The sequence below is a fragment of the Aeromicrobium sp. REDSEA-S32_B7 genome (assembly GCF_001626145.1).
Lineage (GTDB): Bacteria > Actinomycetota > Actinomycetes > Propionibacteriales > Nocardioidaceae > Aeromicrobium > Aeromicrobium erythreum.
This window is the reverse complement of the sequence record NZ_LUNF01000041.1, coordinates 1-17,192: the sequence shown is the minus strand read 5'-3', so window position 1 is coordinate 17,192 and position 17,192 is coordinate 1. Positions and strand designations below refer to the sequence as shown.

The window sequence follows — 17,192 nt, the reverse complement described above, 5'->3', positions numbered from 1 at the left end:
CTACGACGCCTTCGAGGCGCGACCCGCCGCATACATCGTCCTCGACGTCGTGCGTCGACCGGCCAAGGACGTGGCCACCTGCTTCGCCGGCGGGTACACCGCGTCGGGGCCCGCGCAGGCCAACCGCATGCCCACGCCGGTCTGGCCGGAGGGTCTGTCGCTGGTCGGCACCGAGGGCGTGGGCGAGGTGCAGACGCCCGTGCGCGGCAAGGCCGCCCGGCACCTGCGCATCGGCGAGCGCGTCGTGTTCCGGCACGCGAAGGCCGGCGAGATGTGCGAGCGGTTCGACACCGTGACGCTCGTCGACGACGCCGGCCGCGCCGAGACCGTGCCGACCTACCGAGGCGAGGGGAAGAACTTCGGATGACGAGGACGACGCGATGAGCGTGCTCTGGCGCAACTGGGCGGGCAACGTGCGCTCGCACCCGCGGCGGGTGCTGCACCCGACGTCGACGGCCGAGGTGGTCGAGGCCGTGCACGCGGCCCGGGCCGAAGGCCTGCCGGTCAAGGCCTACGGCGCCGGTCACTCGTTCACGCCGATCGCGGCCACCGAGGGCGTGCTGCTGCGCCTCGACCGCATGGACACGCTCGTCTGGCACGACGCGGCGACGAGGCGCGTGCGCGTGCAGGCGGGAATGTCGCTGCACCGGCTGAACCCGCTGCTGCAGTCGCTCGGCCTGGCGCTGCCGAACCTGGGCGACGTCGACCCGCAGTCCGTCGCGGGTGCGGTGTCCACCGGCACGCACGGGACCGGCGCGAGGCTGCAGGGCATCGCGGCGGCCGTCGTCGGCGTGCAGCTGGTGACCGCCGACGGCGACGTCGTCGAGATCGACGAGACGCACCCCTGGTTCGGGGCCGCCCGGGTGGGGCTCGGTGCGCTCGGGGTCGTCACGGAGCTGACGCTGCAGTGCGTGCCGGCCTTCCTGCTGCACGCCCGGGAGGAGCCGATACGGCTGCCGGAGGTGCTGGAGCGGCTGCCCGAGCTGGTCGAGGAGAACGACCACTTCGAGTTCTACTGGTTCCCGCACACGGAGAAGGCGCTGGTCAAGCGCAACAACCGCGTGCCGGAGGGGACGGAGCGCGCGCCGGTCGGCCGGCTGCGGCACCTCGTCGACGACGAGCTGCTGAGCAACGGACTGTTCGAGGTCGTCAACCGGGTGGGCGCTCGCTTCCGGTCGGCGGTGCCGCGCGTGAACCAGGTGAGCGGCTCGGCGCTCTCGGCGCGCGAGTACGTGGACCAGTCCCACGAGGTGTTCGTGTCGCCGCGCCGGGTGCGGTTCTGCGAGTCGGAGTTCGCCGTGCCTCGGGGTGCGCTGCACGACGTGATCGCCGGGCTGCAGCGCTGGTTCGCGGCAGGTCACGAGACGGTCGCGTTCCCGATCGAGGTGCGCTTCACCGCGGCCGACGACGTGTGGATGTCGACCGGTCACGAGCGCGACAACTGCTACGTGGCCGTGCACCAGTACCACCGGCTCGACCCGACCGCGTACTTCCGCGCCGCGCAGGACGTGTTCACGGCCCACGAGGGTCGCCCGCACTGGGGCAAGATGCACACGCTCGACGCCGACTACCTCCGCCAGCGGTACAGCCGGTTCGACGACTTCGTGGCGGTGCGCGACGAGCTCGACCCGCAGCGCGTGTTCAGCAACCCCTACCTCGACCGCGTGCTCGGCTGAGGCTCAGGCAAGCGACAGGAAGACCTTCTCGAGCCGGGCGACGTCCACGTCCTCGCCCTCGGTGACGCACTTCTGCATGCCGGTGCTCACGAGAGCGAACCCGCTGCGACTGATGGCCTTGCTGACCGCAGCCAGCTGCGTGACGACGTCCTCGCACTCAGCGCCCTCCTCCAGCATGCGGATGACGCTGGCCAGATGGCCGTGCGCGCGCTTCATGCGCAGAGCGACGGCCTTGGTCTCCTCGGGCTTGAGATGCATGTGGACAGCATAACCCCCCAGGGGGATATGCTACGGTTTCCGTATCCCCCAGGGGGGATGAGATGAGGAGGTTTGACATGTCCCACGGAAAGACCGTGCTCGACGAGCTCTCGCCACTGCACCGCGCCCTGAAGCGCGCCGTTCCCGACATCTACGCGGGCTTCGGTGAGCTGCACCGCGCGGCGTTCACCGAGGGAGCGCTCGACGTCCGCACCAAGGAGCTCATCGCTCTCGCGATCGGCGTGGTCGAGGGCTGCGACGGTTGCATCGCCTCCCACGCCCAGGCGGCTGCACGTGCCGGCGCCACTCGCCAGCAAGCCGCCGAGGCCATCGGCGTCACGTTCCTCATGCACGGCGGACCCGCCACGATCCACGGCCCTCGCGCGTATGCCGCGTTCTGCGAGTTCGCGCCCGACGACGCCAGCACCGACCCCGCCGTCTGATCCGAAGGAGAACCCCCGATGTGTCGTCCTGTCACCTGCTCCACTTGCTCGAAGACCACCTGGGCGGGCTGCGGCCAGCACGTGGCGCAGGTGCGCGCCATGGTCCCCGCCGACCAGTGGTGCGCCGGCCACGAGGTCCCGTCGGAGACCGACCGACCCGCCGGGTTGCTACGACGCCTTCTCCGACGGTGAGGTCGGGCTTGCCCCTTCACGTGACGTCGTGCTGGGGTGGGGCATGACGACGGACGAGCACGGCCGCACCGAGCCGCCGTTGGCCGGCAGCGAGGTCGACACGCTGCGCGGGTTCCTCGACTTCCACCGGCGCACGTTCGCGCTGAAGACGAACGGCCTCGACCACGCCCAGCTGCACACCCCGCTCCCCCCGTCGACGATGACGCTCGGCGGCATGACCAAGCACCTGGCCTACGTCGAGGACTGGTGGTTCGGCGTGGTCCTCTCCGGCGCGGAACCCACCGCCCCGTGGGACGACGCGCCCTGGGCCGACGACCCCGACTGGGACTGGCACTCGGCCGTCGACGACGAGCCCGCCGACCTCCGCGACCTGTGGGAGTCGGCGGTCGCCCCGCCGCACCGGCGAGCCGGTCTCGCTGCGCTGGATCGTCGTCCACATGGTCGAGGAGTACTGCCGCCACAACGGCCACGCCGACCTCCTGCGCCAGGCGCTCGACGGGAGTGTCGGGGAGTAGCGGACAGGGTCGTCTCTTCAGCGACGCGCCGACCCGTGCACCCTCGACGGGAGAACGAAGTTGCTCTTTCACGACCGCCCCGACGCCCACACGTTCGGCACGAATCTCGCCCTGGCCGCCACTGTTGTAGGGGACGTCCTCGACCACCTCGAACGGATAGGGAAGGGCTAAATCCTAGCGAGCGCAGAGTTCCTGCGGGCCGTATGGGCTGCGCTTCGCAAGCCGCGGGACAACACCAGTCCCGCTGGTATCGTGCGCGCCATGCACGGCTCCACGAACCGCGGAGGACCGAACACGAGGGCCGCAGCCGCCGACGCCCTCGCCAGCAGCTACCAGGCGTGGGCGGACACCGCCGCCGGCAAGCGCGTTCAGCTCAGCACACGCCGCGAGGCACGTCGGCGCAACAGAGGCACCACGATGGTGGTCTACGGCGAGGTCGCCATTTCAGCAGACCTCCGGAACGACGGGACCCGCTCCACCGCCGTCGACATCAGCCGCGTCCCATGAACCGCACACTGGACGCCACCCTCACGGGCGAAGACGCAGCTTACGCCGCCCTGGAGGACGCCTTCGGCGAGGCGTTCGGCGGCGCCACCAGTTTCGGTATCGGCGAAGCAAGGACGTTCAGATGACTGAAGAACGCCTCAACTCTCTTCTCGACGAACTCCGAAACGCCAACCGCTGGGCCCGTTTCGGTCTCGACGCCGAGGAGGACGGTTCGCCCTTCATCCACATCTCCGAGGCCCACCGACGCGATAGTCACATGACTCTGAATCTCAGCGCTATCTCTCCAACAAGGGAATCTGAGAGTCCTGTCGCTATCGAGGCACGTTTCATTGAAGCGGTAATCATGTCGGAACTTCACACTGAGGCCAAGATCGAATTTAAGGCATCGCGCGCTGCGAGAACCGCGTTATGGGGGCTTGTGGTCGATTCCACCGTTCGAGGATCGCTCCTCATCAAGGACACAGACGGGCTCACTGTTGCATGTTTTAGCGAATCCGCGAAGATCGGGCTGCGGAACAGCAGAATCCGAGCCCAGCGCGAATCCCCAGTTTTTGATGTTGACATTCACGGTTCGGGCATCGAGCAAGGTTGCCGCCTCAGTGGGAAGTTCGCCTCTGTTCGACTCAGCGGCCAGAGCCTTGAACTAGACGGAGCGCACGTGGGAACACTGTCCGTCGCAGCTGGTGCGTCGCATCTCGCGGTCGGCGACGTCACCAGCATCGAAACTCTCGTTGGTCACGCACGCGAGACGAACATGAGCAGCACCCTTGTCGTGAGACCGCTGGAAGCCAAAGCTCAAACACTCAAGTCTGTTCGCATTCAGACATGCAACAGTCTTTCGATAGAGGGAACAGCGCATCTTGTCGTCGGCACAGCATCGCTCGTACGGGTTCAGGGGCAGGGGATAGCACTCTCCGTGAGCAGCCGCGGCGAGAATCTTCACTTTGAAGATGAAGCACGGCTCGAGCTCACAGACGAGAAAGCGGTTGTAGCAGGACTGAAAGGCGAGGTGACACTAGGAAATCTGAGCGGAGGCACGCTTCTGGGGGATCCTGACCACGGCTTCCTCGTCACGGGCGTGATGCCCCTCAGAGAGATCGACCAACCCTTACTAGGAGCCCAACTCGAGAATATCCGTTTCGAACGCGGTCCTAGCGGTTTCAATAGTCTGAACCCGACAGCGCATGCACGCCGGGTCGAACCGGATACTAGAAACCTTCCTGGCTGGGAACTCCGGTGGACGCTCAGAACACGCCCCCCTGTCAATCGAGACGATCGGCTGGCTCTGGTGTACGACGCCGATCTCATGCGCCGCTACGCAGAGATCGTGCGCGACAAGGGCGCTTCGGGATCCGCGAGCACGAAAGTGGGCTGGTGCGCTCAGCGACTCCGGCACCAGGTCACCGCCGGCTTCTGGGAGCAGACGGCGCTTTGGGGTTACAGGCTTCTCGGGTACGGCGAACGTCCCGGACCGGCGTTCCTCACGTGGCTCGCCGCGTCGCTGCTTCTCACTGCTGTCCTGGGCATCAATCAAGGTTTCCAGCTCGATCACGAAGGCATCGGCAACTTCTTGAACGCGTGGTCGTCGGACGCGGTGAGCCCCATTGGGTCGTTGCTTCGCACCGGGTCCACGGCCAGTGACAGCGCCTGGGTGTACTTGGTCCGAGCGATTGTTGCTGTACCGCTTATCGTCGGTGTGCTCGCGCTTCGCAAATACACGCGGGCCAGTTGAGCTCTCTCAGTTCCACTGTGCTTGCGGCATGCGCTGGGACAGGCGTCCCACGCCTGAGCCTTTGCCCATGCTCCGTGGGAAGACGTAGAGATCCAGGAGCTGCCCGTCTACATAGGGGGCGGGGTCAATACCCGTCTGCTCAGGCTGGGGGCCGCGCAGTGGTTCCCAAGTCTTGCCAGCTCACGCAACGGGTCGGCATGGGCGGAACACGACACACGCCGTTCGCAGCTCTTCGGTGCGTGGTTGGATGGATGTGACCGGCAACACACCACACCCCGGTCGACGCCGCGCCCCACCCGGCGCGACCCCACCCACGGCGGGCGACCCCACCCGGTCGGCCGCGGACAGGAGGACCCGTGTTCGAGGAAGGCCAGTCCTACGCCCCCGTCACGACGACGGCCGACGGTGCCGTCACCGTCGAGCTGGGCGCCGACCACCCCGGTCTGCACGACCCCGAGTACCGCGCGCGACGCGACCTGCTCGCCACCCTCGCGCACCGGTGGGAGCCGGGCGAGCCCGCACCCGAGGCGCCGTACACCGACGCGGAGCACGAGGTCTGGCGCGTCGTCAGCGAGGACCTGCAGACCAAGCACGAGACGTACGCCTGCCGCGAGTTCCTCGACGGCAAGGCCGCGCTCGACCTCCCCCTCGACCGCGTGCCGCAGCTGGAGGATCTGTCGGACCGGCTCGAGCCGCTCACCGGGTTCCGCTACCGGCCCGCCGCCGGCCTCGTCCCGCTGCGCGAGTTCTACGGCGCGCTCGCCGACCACGGCTTCTGGGCCACCCAGTACGTGCGCCACCACTCCGTGCCCCTCTACACGCCCGAGCCCGACGTGCTCCACGAGGTCGTCGGCCACGGCAACACGCTCGCCGACCGCCGCTTCACCCGCCTCTACGAGGCCGCCGGCAGGGCCGCGCGCCGCGTCGAGACCACCGAGGCGCTCGAGTTCGTCAGCCGCGTCTTCTGGTTCACCCTCGAGTTCGGCGTCGTGCACGAGCCCGACGGACTCAAGGCCTACGGCGCGGGCATCCTGTCGAGCCCCGGCGAGATCGAGGAGTTCCGTGCCATGACCATCGAGCCGCTCGACGTCGTCACCATGGGCACCACCGACTACGACATCACCCACTACCAGGACCGACTCTTCGCCGCCGACTCCTTCGCGCACGTCGAGGACGCCGTCGGCGGGTTCTGGGACACCTGCACCGACGACACCGTCGCCGCGCTCAGGGCGCAGGCAGCCTGAGGTCGACGTCGGCCCACGATCCGCTCACCCGCTTCGCGCGGGGCGCTGCGAACTCGCCCGCCTTGCTCGTGCCGAGGCCCATCGCCACCAGCCCGACCACGGTGGTCGTGGCGGCGGCGACCCCGTCGACGACCGGGACGCCCAGCTCGTCGCCGAGCCACGCCGCGAAGTCCGTCATCCCGGCACAGCCGAGGACCAGCACGTCCGACCCGTCGGCCGTCAGGGCGACGCGGGCGAGCTCGAGCGTGCGCTCGCGGGCGTGCGGGTCGCGCTCGAGGTCGACCACGCCGATCTCGGTGGCGTGCACCCCGCCGCAGTGGTTGGCGAGGCCGTACGACCTGGTGAGCGCCTCGATGCCCGGCACCGTGCGCTGCAGCGTGGTCACGACGCTGAACCGACGCCCGAGGTAGGTCGCGGCGCGCATCCCGGCCTCGGCGATCCCGACCACCGGCCCTCGCGCCAGCTCGCGCGCCGCCTGCACGCCCGGGTCGCCGAAGCAGGCGACGACGTAGCCGTCGACGCCGGCCTCCTCGCCCTCGGCCACCCGGGCCAGCACACCCGGCACGGCCAACGCCTCGTCCACGTGCGACTCGATCGACTCCGGGCCGAAGACCGGGCTGACCGCCTCCACGACGACGTCGGGGCCTGCGACGGCACTGGCGCAGGCCCCGATCGCCGTGGTCATCGACGCGGTGGTGTTCGGGTTGATGACACGGATGTGCATGCTCAGGCGGCCCCCGCACCGATCGGCGTCGACTCCGCCGCGCTCGTGCTCGGCCCGATCCCCTGCCGGCGAGCCAGCACCACGTAGAGCGCTGCGGAAAGGATCGCGCCGACGAAGAACGAGTAGTCGGGAAGCGCGGGCAGCACGCCCGACAGCTTCGGGACCACGACGCTCAGCACGGCGACGACACCGGTCACCACCACCGTCTGCACGGCGGCCGGGTTGTAGCCGCGGACGTAGTGGTACGCGCCGTCCTCCTCCATCGTGAACAGGTCGTCGACCACGATCTTCTGCTGGCGCACCACGTAGTAGTCGGCGATGAGGATGCCGTAGAGCGGGCCGATCAGGGCGCCCAGCATGCCCAGCGTCCAGAAGATCGCCTCGGGGTTGTCGTACCAGTTCCACGGCGTCAGCAGCACCGAGCCGGCCGCGGCGATCATGCCGCCCATCCGCCAGCTGATCCGCTGCGGCGCGACGTTGGAGAAGTCGAACGCCGGGGAGATGAAGTTCGCGACGATGTTGATGCCGACCGTCGCGATCACGAACGTCAGCCCGCCGAGCAGCACCGCGGTCCAGGTGTCGATGCGCTCGACCGTGTGCACCGGGTCGGTGATCAGCTCGCCGAACACGGGCACCGTCGCGGCGGCGGTCAGCACCACCAGCAGCGCGAAGAACGTGAAGTTCACCGGCAGGCCGAGGAAGTTGCCGCGCTTCACGGCCTCGTAACTGCTGCCGTAGCGCGAGAAGTCGCCGAAGTTCAGCGTCGGTCCGGAGAAATAGGACACGACGAGCGCGATCGCCGAGCACATCGCCCCGACGGCGGCCCAGCCGGACACGGCGTGGTCGGCGAGGTTCAGGTCGATGTCGAAGCCGGCCCGCCACAGCATGTAGCCGCACAGCACGACCATGACGACGTAGACGGCCGGGCCGCAGAAGTCGATGAACTTGCGGATCGACTCCATGCCCCGCCAGAACACGGCGGCCTGGGCCACCCACAGGATCGCGAAGGAGATGTAGCCGAGGTAGCTCAGGCCGAGGAACGACGTGTCGTCGGTCGCGATGTTCGCGAGCCCGGGCCACACCTTCAGCAGCACGATCGACAGCGACCCGGCCGCCAGGAACGTCTGCACGCCGTACCAGGCCACCGCGATGAGTCCGCGGATGATCGCGGGGATGTTCGCGCCCAGCACGCCGAACGAGGCGCGGCTGATCACCGGGTAGGGCACGCCGGCGATCTGGCTGGGCTTCGCGACCAGGTTCGCGAGCACCTGCACGATGCAGATGCCGACGATGAGCGCCACGAACACCTGCCACGTCGTCAGGCCGAGCATGAACAGGCTGCCGGCCGTCACGTAGCCGCCGACGCTGTGCACGTCGGACATCCAGAAGGCGAAGATGTTGTACGACGTCCAGGTCTGCTTCTCCAGCGGAGCGAGGTCCTCGTTCGTGAGGCGAGGGTCGTACGCGCGGCGCGGTCGACCGGCTCCGGGTGGGTAGCCGGCGGCTTCCACGATGTCGTTCGGCAGGGCGCCGTGGGGCTGTGGCATGGGGGTGTCTCCTCGTCGGGCTCGGACTGCACCCGACGTTAGGAACGCGGTGTTTCGACCCCTCGACTCCGCGGGTGAACCTTGCGTCACGGGAGTCCTATAGGACGCGGCGCTCAGGCCTCGCGGAAGACGTCGTGGTCGTCGCTCAGCACCTCGATGCCGTCGAGGAGGTGGTCGTAGTGCTCCACCGAGAGCGCGACGAGGGCGGTGGCGTCACGGGACTCGAACGCCTCGAGCATCGCGTCGTGGTCGTGCGCGAACGCCGAGCGCTGCGCGGGCCCGACGTGCGTCATGGGTCGCACCGGCTCGGTCAGGTTCCACGCCGACTCGTACATCCGCAGCAGACGCTGCATGCCCGACGGCGCGATCAGGCTGAGGTGGAACCGGCGCGTCGCCTCGTGGTAGCCGCGGTCGTCGCCGGCGTCGAGCGCGGTGCTCGTCTCCAGCAGCGCTGCCCGGGCCGCCTCGACGTCGTCGGGTCCGGCCCGGTCGACGGCGGCGACCAGCGCGGCCTTCTCGAGCGCGAGCCGCACCTCGTACAGCTCGCGGAACTCCCGGTAGCTGAGCTTCGCGACGCTGTAGCCGACGTGCGGCACGTGCTCGACGAGCCCCTCGCCCAGGAGGATCTTGAGTGCCTCGCGCACGGGGATCTGGCTGACGCCGAAGAACGCCGCGACCGCGTCGATCGGGATCAGCGTGCCGGGCGGCTCGACACCGGCCAGGATCGCGGCGCGCATGTCGTCGAGGACGCGCGGCTGCGCCCCCTCGACCGACGTGTTCTCGAGCCGCGCCGTGAACGCCGAGCGACGACGGGGTCCACCGGTGAACGGGCGTGCCACGTCGAACCTCCTCCGTCGGTGCGCCGGCACCGCCGACGTCGGGGCAGACGCTAGTGCGCGCCGATGTCGCGGACGTTACGTCCGCGACCATCCCTCCCCTCCCCCCGCTGAGCGTGACGTTCGCGGGCTGTTCGGGGCCGGGATGGCCCGCAGACGTCACGCTCAGCGGGGAGGGTGGGCGGAAAGAGTGGGCGGGAAGGGGGTCAGCGGAGGGTGGAGTCGAGCAGCTCGCGCAGCTCGGTCGCGTGCCGCTCGGCGGCCTGCTCGTCGTACATCGACGTGTCGGCCATCGAGTAGCCGTGCGGTGCGCCCGGGTAGACGCCCTGGTCGAGCGCGACGCCATGCTCGGCGGCCGTCTCCGCGATCACCTGCTGGTGCTCCGGCGGCATCGACGCGTCGCCGTCGGCGTGGCGCAGCAGCACCCGCGCGGTCGCCGTCGTCAGGCCGAGGTGCGGGCTGTCGGGCTGGTCGGTCACGAGGCCGCCCCCGTGGAACCCGCCCACCGCGACCACGCGCCCCGGGTGGTCGCCCGCCGCGCGCAGCGCGACCCGCACGCCCATGCAGTAGCCGACCACGCCCACGGGCCCGTCGGCGACGTCGTCGCGCCCCTGCAGCACGTCGAGGTACAGGGCCGTGTCCTGCCGCGACAGCTCGGGCGTCAGGGCAGCCATCCGCGGACCGACCGACTCGAAGAACGCCTCCCGCGCACCGGGCTCGCGCAGGTCGGTGGTCGGCGACGTCTCGGCAGCGGTCCCCGAGCGGTGGAAGACGTTCGGCGCGAGCACCACGTAGCCCCACGACGCGAACCGGTCGGCCATCGCGCGGATCTGCGGGCGCAGCCCGATCGCGTCCATCACGAGGAGGACGCCCGGGGCGGGTCCCCCGTCCGGGGGCGTCGCCACCCATGCCTCGATGGGGCCGTCGGGACCGTCGATCGTCAGCTCAGCCATGCCGTCACGCTAGCCCGACCCCGCAGGCGGCGCCGGTCGTCGAGCGGTGGTCCGTCCTACCACGGGCAGACTTCCGCGCGCTGGTCGTCCCACGTCGTGAGCAGGCCCCGCAAAGGACGCCCTGGGGTCCACCGTGGACTCATCACCACCACCGATCGGGAGGACCAGATGGCCGTGTCCGTCGACGACACCACCCTCGAGGCCGCGCTGCGCGGCGCCATGGCGAACTTCGCCACCGGACTGACGGTGGTGACCACGTCCGACGGCGGCCGACCGCACGGCACGACCCTGAGCGGTGTCATGTCGCTCTCGATGGACCCGCCGATGGTCGCCATCTCGCTGGCACGCACCTCGAGCCTGCTCGCCCGTCTGCAGCGCGGCGGCCGGTTCGGCATCAACGTGCTTGCCGCCCACCAGGACCAGGTGGCGCTGCGCTTCTCCACCAAGCTCCACGACCGCTTCGCCGACCTCGGCTGGAGCGACGACGGCGCACCTCGCCTCGACGACGTGCACGCGTGGGTCCTCGCCGACGTCACCAGCACCGTGCCGGCCGGCGACCACGTCCTCGTGCTGGGCACGGTCGTGCGCGCCGAGACGGGCACCCAGCGCCCGCTCGTCTACTGGCAGCGCAGCTTCGGCACCCACCAGGCGTTCTGATGACCACGTCACGCGTCGCCCGCCGATGTCGCGCCTGACGACCACCTGACACCTCCACCCACACCGTCCACCTCCTGACTCCGTCACTCCCACACCAGGAAGGGGCTGCATCGTCATGCCCATCAGCACCGATCCCCTCAAGTTCGCCTACTGGGTCCCCAACGTCTCCGGCGGACTCGTCACCAGCACCATCGAGCAGCGCACCGACTGGAGCTACGACTTCAACGTGAAGGTCGCGCAGCTCGCCGAGCAGGTCGGCTTCGAGTACGCGCTCAGCCAGGTCCGCTACACCGCCTCCTACGGCGCCGACCAGCAGCACGAGTCGACGAGCTTCAGCCTCGGCCTGCTCACCCAGACCGAGAAGCTGAAGGTCATCGCCGCCGTCCACCCCGGCCTCTGGCACCCGGCCGTGCTCGCGAAGTGGATCATCACCGCCGACCACATCTCCGGGGGCCGCGCCGCCGTCAACGTCGTGTCGGGCTGGTTCAAGGACGAGTTCACGGGCCTCGGCGAGCCGTGGCTCGAGCACGACGAGCGCTACCGCCGCAGCGAGGAGTTCATCCGCGTGCTCCGCGGCCTCTGGACCGAGGAGGGCTTCGAGCACCGCGGCGACTTCTACCGCATCCACGACTTCACGCTGAAGCCCGGACCGGTCGACGTGCCCGGGCGCCCGCACCCCGAGATCTTCCAGGGCGGCAACTCCACCGCGGCCCGCCGCAACGGCGGCACCGTCGCCGACTGGTACTTCTCCAACGGCAAGGACCTCGACGGCTTCACCGAGCAGTACCTCGAGGTCAACCAGAACGCGGCGCTCGTGGGCCGCGAGGGCCAGGTGCGCTTCGGCCTCAACGGCTTCGTCGTCGCCCGCGACACCGAGTCCGAGGCGCGCGACGTGCTCGAGGAGATCATCGCCAAGGCCAACCCCGAGGCCGTCGAGGGCTTCCGCCAGGCCGTCCAGCAGGCCGGCAGCAGCACCGGCGACGGCAAGGGCATGTGGGCGGACTCGACCTTCCGCGACCTCGTCCAGTACAACGACGGGTTCCGCACCGGCCTCATCGGCACGCCCGAGCAGGTGGCCACCCGCATCGTCGAGTTCAAGAAGCGCGGCGTCGACCTCTTCCTGCTCGGCTTCCTGCACTACCTCGAGGACATCGCGTACTTCGGCGAGAAGGTGCTGCCGATCGTCCGCGAGCTCGAGACGCAGGCGGTCGAGTCCGGCCAGCTCGGCGAGGACGCCCTGACGACCGCCTGACACCAGATCCCCCCGACAGCGCCCACCCGGGGCGCGCGTCGGGAGTGCCCGCCGGGGTGGCGAGACCCCGGCGGGCGGCATTCCCCACTAGCGCAAGGAACGGAGCAACCCTATGTCCATCACCGACCACCTGACCGTCCGGGACGCCGTCCAGTCGTCCCCCTGGGCCGACGAGCCCCGACCGTCCACCCCCGCCGGCTGGCTCGAGCGCGCCTCCGACGTCGCCGGCATCCTGGCCGCCGACGCCGTCGAGCGCGACCGCGCCCAGGCCGTGCCCACCGCCGAGGTCCAGCTGCTCAAGGACGCCGGCCTCGTCACCCTGCTCGGTCCCGTCGAGCACGGCGGCGCCGGCCAGACCTGGGACCTGGCCTACCAGGTCGTGCGCGAGGTCGCGTCCGGCGACGGCTCGATCGGCCAGCTCCTCGCCTACCACTACCTGTGGGCCTGGGCCGTGCGCCTGGTCGGCACGCCCGAGCAGATCACCGCCGTCGAGGAGCTGTACACGACCGGCAACCTGTTCTTCGGCGGCGCGGTCAACCCCCGCGACAACGACCTCACCATCCGCGACGAGGGCGACGAGATCGTCTTCACCGGTCGCAAGTCGTTCTCCACCGGCTCGAAGGTCAGCGACCTCACCGTCCTCGAGGGCGTGCTGGAGGGCACCGACAAGCACATCTTCGCCATCGTCCCGAGCCAGCAGCCCGGCATCGTGTTCCACGACGACTGGGACAACCTCGGTCAGCGGCTCACCGAGTCCGGCGGCGTCACCATCACCGACGTGCGCGTGCCGTGGTCGGCCGCGGCCGGCTACGTCGACAAGGAGCAGGTGGAGCTCGTCTACGGCACGCTCAACCTGCCGACGATCCAGCTCGTCTTCAGCAACTTCTACCTCGGCATCGCCCGCGGCGGTCTGAAGGCCGGTACCGCCTACACCCGCTCCACCACGCGACCCTGGCCCTACGGCGGCGACGACAAGGCCAGTGCGTCCGAGGAGTGGTACATCCTCGAGGGGTATGGACGGCTGCAGTCGCAGCTGTGGGCGGCCGAGGCGCTCGCCGACGACGTCGGCCGCGAGATCTCGGCGCTGCTCCACGCCCCCCGCGAGGACCTGACGCCCGAGGCGCGCGGCAAGGTCGCCGTGCGGGTGGCGGCCGTCAAGCAGCTCGCCACCGACATCGCCCTCGAGGTCGGCACGAAGATCTACGAGCTGACGGGCGCGCGGGCGTCGAGCAACAAGGTCGGGCTCGACCTGTACTGGCGCAACGCCCGCACCCACACCCTCCACGACCCCGTCGCCTACAAGCGTCGCGAGGTCGGCGAGTACGCGCTGCTCGGCAAGATCCCCGAGCCCAGCTGGTACACGTGAACCGCCCGACGCAGCACGTCGGCGGCCGATGAGCCGAGGGCGGGTGGCCGGTCACGCACCGGCTGCCCGCCCTCTTCACACCTCCTCGGGAACCGGAGCCGGCTAGCACGACTCGCGGCACCCTGCAGACCTGCCCGACCACCGACACGCCCCCCACGGCGGTCCTCCACGGCGCATCGTGGAGGTCCACCCACCGAGAGGACCTCCCATGAGCACCACCACCCTCGTCCCGTTCGTCGTCGACAGCACCGGCACCGGCGTGGCGCAGAAGGTGACCGTCGGCGGAGAGGACGGCCACGTCTTCCACGCCGACACCTACCCGGCGTTCGGCGGCGCCGACGCCGCGCCGAGCCCGCTGGCGTACACGCTCGGCGCCCTGACGTCGTGCAACCAGATCACCGCCACGCTGGTCGCGAAGGACCTCGACATCGCGCTCGGCACGTTCACGTTCCACGCCCAGGGCGACCTCGACCCGTCGGTCTTCGTCGGCGGCGCCGAGGGCAACGCGAACTTCAGCGCGGTCAGCGTCGTGGCGACGGTCGAGACCGACGCCGACGAGGCCACGTTCGACCGCTTCGTGAGCGAGCTGGAGCGTCGCTGCCCCGTCACGCAGCTGTTCCAGCGCAGCGGACTGGACTTCCGCTCCAGCTGGACCCGGAAGCCGCTCGCCGCGTGAGCGCCACCCTGCCGTCCGAGCTCGTCGGGTCGGTCGTCGAGCACCTTCCCGCCATCGCCGCGGGCGCGGCCGAGCGTGACCGCGAGCGCACCCTGCCGCGGGCCGAGCTCGACCTGCTGTCGTCGCTCGGCGTCCTCGCGGTCACGGTGCCGACGTCGCACGGCGGGCCGGGCGGCGGGGCGGCCGAGGCGGCCGAGCTGGTGCGCCTGCTGGCCACGGTCGACCCCAACGTCGCCCAGGTGCCGCAGAGCCACTTCGTGTACCTGCGGCTGGCCGAGCTGGCCGGGTCGACCGGTCTGCGCGACCGGCTGTTCGCGGACGTCCTCGGGGGCGCCCGCGTGGCCAACGCGCAGTCCGAGCGGGGCGGCGCGACCGTCACCGACATCAGCACGAGGGTCCGCTTCGACGACCACGGCTGGGCGGTGGTCGACGGTGAGAAGTTCTACGCCACGGGCAGCGTGCTGGCCGACTGGCTCGCCGTGCTCGCGCGCGACCGCGACAGCGAGGACCGGATCGCGTTCCTGCGCGCCGACACCCCGGGCGTCGGCGTGATCGACGACTGGGACGCCCTCGGCCAGCGCACGACCGCCAGCGGCACGGTGCGTCTCGACGCGGTCCGCGTGCCGCTCGACCACGTCGCACCACGGGCGACCGCGATCAGCGGACCGTACGGCTACGGCGCGTTCGCGCAGCTGCTGCACGCCGCGATCGACGTCGGCATCGCACGCGGTGCGCTCACCGACGCCGCCGCCTTCACACGCACGTCGTCGCGACCGTGGTTCGAGGCCGGGGTCGATCGGCCGGAGGACGACCCGCTGCTCGTGCAGCGCTACGGCGAGCTCGAGGTGGCGGTGCGCGCCGCCGAGGCCGCGCTCGAGGTCGCGGCCCGCGCCGTCGACGCCACCTGGCGCGAGCCGTCGGACGACGCCGCCACCGAGGCGTCGCTGGCCACCGCGGCGGCGAAGGGCCTGGCCGACCGAGCCGCGCTCGACGTCACCTCGGCGGCCTTCGAGCTGGGCGGCACCCGCTCCGCCGCCCGCAGCACGGCGACCGGCGCCCACGACCGGCACTGGCGCAACGCCCGCACCCACACGCTGCACGACCCCGTCCGCTGGAAGCTGCAGCACCTCGGCCGCTGGGCGGTCGCGGGCACCCCACCGCCGCGCAGCGCCCAGGTCTGACCCCCTTTCCCTCCCCCTTCCCGCTGAGTGTGACGTTTGCGGGGCGGATCCCGATGATCTGCCCCGCGAACGTCACGGTCAGCGGGGAGGGGAGGCAGGCGGTGTCCGGCATGTGGGACCGCCTGCCGGGTGGAGGGGGCCGGGTCATTCTCGAAGCATGAGCCTGACCTTCCACTGGTTCCTGCCCACCACCGGCGACAGCCGCTCCCTGGTCGGCGGCGGCCACTCCCTTCCCGCCGACGTCGCCCGCGGCGGAGGACCGGAGAACACCGCCGGCCGCTACCGCGAGCCCGACCTCGACTACCTCGTCGACGTCGCGCGCACGGCGGAGCGGCTCGGCTTCGAGGGCGTGCTCACGCCGACGGGCACGCCCTGCGAGGACGCGTGGGTGGTGACGTCGGCCCTGCTCGCGCACACCCAGCGGCTGAAGTTCATGGTCGCGCTGCGGCCCGGGCTCATCAGCCCGACGTTGCTCGCCCAGATGTCGTCGACCTTCCAGCGCATCTCCGGCGACCGGCTGCTGCTGAACGTCGTCGTCGGTGGCGACCCGTCGGAGCAGCTGCGCTTCGGCGACCAGGTGACGAAGGACGACCGCTACCACCGCGCCGAGGAGTTCCTCGAGGTCTTCCGGGCGGCGTTCACCGAGGCGGGCTCGACCTTCACGGGCGACTACTACGACGTGCAGGACGCGCGCACCCGCAAGCCCGGCACGGTCCCGCCCATCTACCTCGGCGGCTCGTCGGCCGCGGCCGGACCGGTGACCGCCCGCCAGGTCGACACCTACCTGACGTGGGGCGAGGCGCCGGAGGCCGTCGCGGAGAAGATCGCCTGGATCCGCAAGCTCGCCGACGACGAGGGTCGACAGGTCAAGTTCGGCATCCGCCTGCACACGATCAGCCGCGACACGAGCGAGGAGGCGTGGGCGGTCGCCGACCGGATGCTCACCGAGCTCGACCCGGCCGACGTCGCGAAGGCGCAGCAGGCCCTGGCCAGCAGCGAGTCGGAGGGCCAGCGTCGGATGCGCGAGCTGCACGGCGGCGTCGCCCCGACCGACGCGCGCAGCCTCGAGGTGCACCCCGGCCTCTGGGCCGGCGTCGGTCTGGTGCGCAGTGGCGCGGGCACTGCTCTCGTCGGCAGCCACGGCGAGGTCGCCGACCTGATCGGCGAGTACGCCGACCTCGGCATCGAGGAGTTCGTCCTGTCCGGCTACCCCCACGTCGAGGAGGCCTACTGGTTCGCCGAGGGCGTCCGCCCCATCCTCGCCGCCCGAGGCCTCGTCGGCTGACCAGCTCACCGCTGGTCGAGTAGCGGTACGCGCGACGAAGGAGCGCCGTGCCGCGTATCGAGACCACCCGGCAACGGCCCAGCGCGAACCAACCCCCAGCGACCGCCTGGAATGGTCTCGATACGTCTCCGCCAGCTCCTTCGTCGCA

General features: G+C 70.4%; 17 protein-coding genes and 2 pseudogenes. 14 read left to right on the top strand and 5 right to left on the bottom strand.

All coding sequences use genetic code 11. The features are described from left to right. Positions 1-367: pseudogene (locus A6Q79_RS02930) on the top strand (amino acid deaminase/aldolase); the annotation flags it as partial. A 13-nt stretch (positions 368-380) separates the two neighbouring features. Continuing rightward, on the top strand, positions 381-1,676 hold the full coding sequence (locus tag A6Q79_RS02925; protein WP_067853926.1) for a D-arabinono-1,4-lactone oxidase: 1,296 nt from the start codon (positions 381-383) through the stop codon (positions 1,674-1,676). Positions 1,677-1,679: 3 nt separating this feature from the next. Here A6Q79_RS02925 and A6Q79_RS02920 read toward each other — a convergent pair whose 3' ends face one another. Beyond that, a complete protein-coding gene (locus A6Q79_RS02920) occupies positions 1,680-1,934 on the bottom strand; it encodes a metal-sensitive transcriptional regulator (protein WP_067853923.1) in 255 nt (84 codons plus the stop codon). Between the two features lie 77 nt (positions 1,935-2,011). Between A6Q79_RS02920 and A6Q79_RS02915 the strand changes: the two genes are divergently transcribed. The 6 genes and pseudogenes from A6Q79_RS02915 (at position 2,012) to A6Q79_RS02895 (ending at position 6,567) form a co-directional block, all read left to right on the top strand. Beyond that, the gene (locus A6Q79_RS02915; protein ID WP_286690294.1) at positions 2,012-2,377 is read left to right on the top strand and encodes a carboxymuconolactone decarboxylase family protein; all 366 of its coding nucleotides are present in this window, start codon (positions 2,012-2,014) and stop codon (positions 2,375-2,377) included. A gap of 220 nt (positions 2,378-2,597) precedes the next feature. Further along, positions 2,598-3,009: pseudogene (locus tag A6Q79_RS18555) on the top strand (DUF664 domain-containing protein); the annotation flags it as partial. A gap of 336 nt (positions 3,010-3,345) precedes the next feature. After that, entirely contained in the window at positions 3,346-3,591 is a 246-nt protein-coding gene (locus tag A6Q79_RS02910; protein WP_286690296.1) for a hypothetical protein, read from the top strand. Next, on the top strand, positions 3,588-3,716 hold the full coding sequence (locus A6Q79_RS02905; protein ID WP_286690297.1) for a hypothetical protein: 129 nt from the start codon (positions 3,588-3,590) through the stop codon (positions 3,714-3,716). The genes A6Q79_RS02910 and A6Q79_RS02905 overlap by 4 nt, the downstream gene beginning before the upstream one ends. Continuing rightward, entirely contained in the window at positions 3,713-5,323 is a 1,611-nt protein-coding gene (locus A6Q79_RS02900) for a hypothetical protein (protein WP_286690298.1), read from the top strand. The genes A6Q79_RS02905 and A6Q79_RS02900 overlap by 4 nt, the downstream gene beginning before the upstream one ends. A 356-nt stretch (positions 5,324-5,679) precedes the next feature. Beyond that, complete coding sequence (locus tag A6Q79_RS02895) at positions 5,680-6,567, top strand: phenylalanine 4-monooxygenase (RefSeq protein ID WP_286690299.1); 888 nt, start codon at positions 5,680-5,682, stop codon at positions 6,565-6,567. Here the strand turns inward: A6Q79_RS02895 and A6Q79_RS02890 are convergent. The 4 genes from A6Q79_RS02890 to A6Q79_RS02875 all read right to left on the bottom strand — a co-directional run bounded on the left by A6Q79_RS02890 (position 6,548) and on the right by A6Q79_RS02875 (position 10,627). After that, positions 6,548-7,291, bottom strand: a complete 744-nt coding sequence (locus A6Q79_RS02890) for an aspartate/glutamate racemase family protein (protein WP_286690300.1) — start codon at positions 7,289-7,291, stop codon at positions 6,548-6,550. The two genes, A6Q79_RS02895 and A6Q79_RS02890, sit on opposite strands and share 20 nt — an antisense overlap. A 2-nt stretch (positions 7,292-7,293) precedes the next feature. Further along, positions 7,294-8,838: an NCS1 family nucleobase:cation symporter-1 gene (locus A6Q79_RS02885; protein ID WP_286690301.1), complete on the bottom strand. Its 1,545-nt coding sequence runs from the start codon at positions 8,836-8,838 to the stop codon at positions 7,294-7,296. A gap of 113 nt (positions 8,839-8,951) precedes the next feature. Next, entirely contained in the window at positions 8,952-9,677 is a 726-nt protein-coding gene (locus A6Q79_RS02880; RefSeq protein ID WP_286690302.1) for a GntR family transcriptional regulator, read from the bottom strand. Positions 9,678-9,880: 203 nt separating this feature from the next. After that, positions 9,881-10,627: a dienelactone hydrolase family protein gene (locus tag A6Q79_RS02875; protein WP_067853901.1), complete on the bottom strand. Its 747-nt coding sequence runs from the start codon at positions 10,625-10,627 to the stop codon at positions 9,881-9,883. 168 nt (positions 10,628-10,795) lie between these two features. Between A6Q79_RS02875 and A6Q79_RS02870 the strand changes: the two genes are divergently transcribed. The 6 genes from A6Q79_RS02870 (at position 10,796) to A6Q79_RS02845 (ending at position 17,044) form a co-directional block, all read left to right on the top strand. Then, positions 10,796-11,284: a flavin reductase family protein gene (locus tag A6Q79_RS02870; protein ID WP_083516181.1), complete on the top strand. Its 489-nt coding sequence runs from the start codon at positions 10,796-10,798 to the stop codon at positions 11,282-11,284. A gap of 115 nt (positions 11,285-11,399) precedes the next feature. Further along, positions 11,400-12,536 carry a dimethylsulfone monooxygenase SfnG gene (sfnG, locus tag A6Q79_RS02865; RefSeq protein ID WP_286690304.1) on the top strand — a complete coding sequence of 379 codons (1,137 nt, stop codon included), beginning with the start codon at positions 11,400-11,402 and terminating at the stop codon, positions 12,534-12,536. Between the two features lie 112 nt (positions 12,537-12,648). Continuing rightward, positions 12,649-13,902, top strand: coding sequence for an acyl-CoA dehydrogenase family protein (locus tag A6Q79_RS02860; protein ID WP_286690305.1), 1,254 nt, complete (start codon positions 12,649-12,651; stop codon positions 13,900-13,902). A 208-nt stretch (positions 13,903-14,110) separates the two neighbouring features. Next, a complete protein-coding gene (locus A6Q79_RS02855) occupies positions 14,111-14,578 on the top strand; it encodes an OsmC family protein (RefSeq protein WP_286690306.1) in 468 nt (155 codons plus the stop codon). Further along, positions 14,575-15,759 (top strand): acyl-CoA dehydrogenase family protein, encoded by a 1,185-nt coding sequence (locus tag A6Q79_RS02850; protein WP_317696130.1) that lies wholly within the window; start codon positions 14,575-14,577, stop codon positions 15,757-15,759. Before A6Q79_RS02855 ends, A6Q79_RS02850 begins: the two co-directional genes overlap by 4 nt. A gap of 157 nt (positions 15,760-15,916) precedes the next feature. Then, positions 15,917-17,044, top strand: coding sequence for an LLM class flavin-dependent oxidoreductase (locus A6Q79_RS02845; protein ID WP_286690308.1), 1,128 nt, complete (start codon positions 15,917-15,919; stop codon positions 17,042-17,044). Positions 17,045-17,192: the final 148 nt, after the last annotated feature.

What these genes read in the sequence shown, in the direction of transcription:
- A6Q79_RS02925 (WP_067853926.1), top strand. Translation starts at nt 381, where the DNA reads ATGAGCGTGCTCTGGCGCAACTGGGCGGGCAACGTGCGCTCGCACCCG.
- A6Q79_RS02920 (WP_067853923.1), bottom strand. Translation starts at nt 1,934, where the DNA reads ATGCATCTCAAGCCCGAGGAGACCAAGGCCGTCGCTCTGCGCATGAAG.
- A6Q79_RS02915 (WP_286690294.1), top strand. Translation starts at nt 2,012, where the DNA reads ATGTCCCACGGAAAGACCGTGCTCGACGAGCTCTCGCCACTGCACCGC.
- A6Q79_RS02910 (WP_286690296.1), top strand. Translation starts at nt 3,346, where the DNA reads ATGCACGGCTCCACGAACCGCGGAGGACCGAACACGAGGGCCGCAGCC.
- A6Q79_RS02905 (WP_286690297.1), top strand. Translation starts at nt 3,588, where the DNA reads ATGAACCGCACACTGGACGCCACCCTCACGGGCGAAGACGCAGCTTAC.
- A6Q79_RS02900 (WP_286690298.1), top strand. Translation starts at nt 3,713, where the DNA reads ATGACTGAAGAACGCCTCAACTCTCTTCTCGACGAACTCCGAAACGCC.
- A6Q79_RS02890 (WP_286690300.1), bottom strand. Translation starts at nt 7,291, where the DNA reads ATGCACATCCGTGTCATCAACCCGAACACCACCGCGTCGATGACCACG.
- A6Q79_RS02885 (WP_286690301.1), bottom strand. Translation starts at nt 8,838, where the DNA reads ATGCCACAGCCCCACGGCGCCCTGCCGAACGACATCGTGGAAGCCGCC.
- A6Q79_RS02875 (WP_067853901.1), bottom strand. Translation starts at nt 10,627, where the DNA reads ATGGCTGAGCTGACGATCGACGGTCCCGACGGCCCCATCGAGGCATGG.
- A6Q79_RS02870 (WP_083516181.1), top strand. Translation starts at nt 10,796, where the DNA reads ATGGCCGTGTCCGTCGACGACACCACCCTCGAGGCCGCGCTGCGCGGC.
- sfnG (WP_286690304.1), top strand. Translation starts at nt 11,400, where the DNA reads ATGCCCATCAGCACCGATCCCCTCAAGTTCGCCTACTGGGTCCCCAAC.
- A6Q79_RS02860 (WP_286690305.1), top strand. Translation starts at nt 12,649, where the DNA reads ATGTCCATCACCGACCACCTGACCGTCCGGGACGCCGTCCAGTCGTCC.
- A6Q79_RS02855 (WP_286690306.1), top strand. Translation starts at nt 14,111, where the DNA reads ATGAGCACCACCACCCTCGTCCCGTTCGTCGTCGACAGCACCGGCACC.
- A6Q79_RS02845 (WP_286690308.1), top strand. Translation starts at nt 15,917, where the DNA reads ATGAGCCTGACCTTCCACTGGTTCCTGCCCACCACCGGCGACAGCCGC.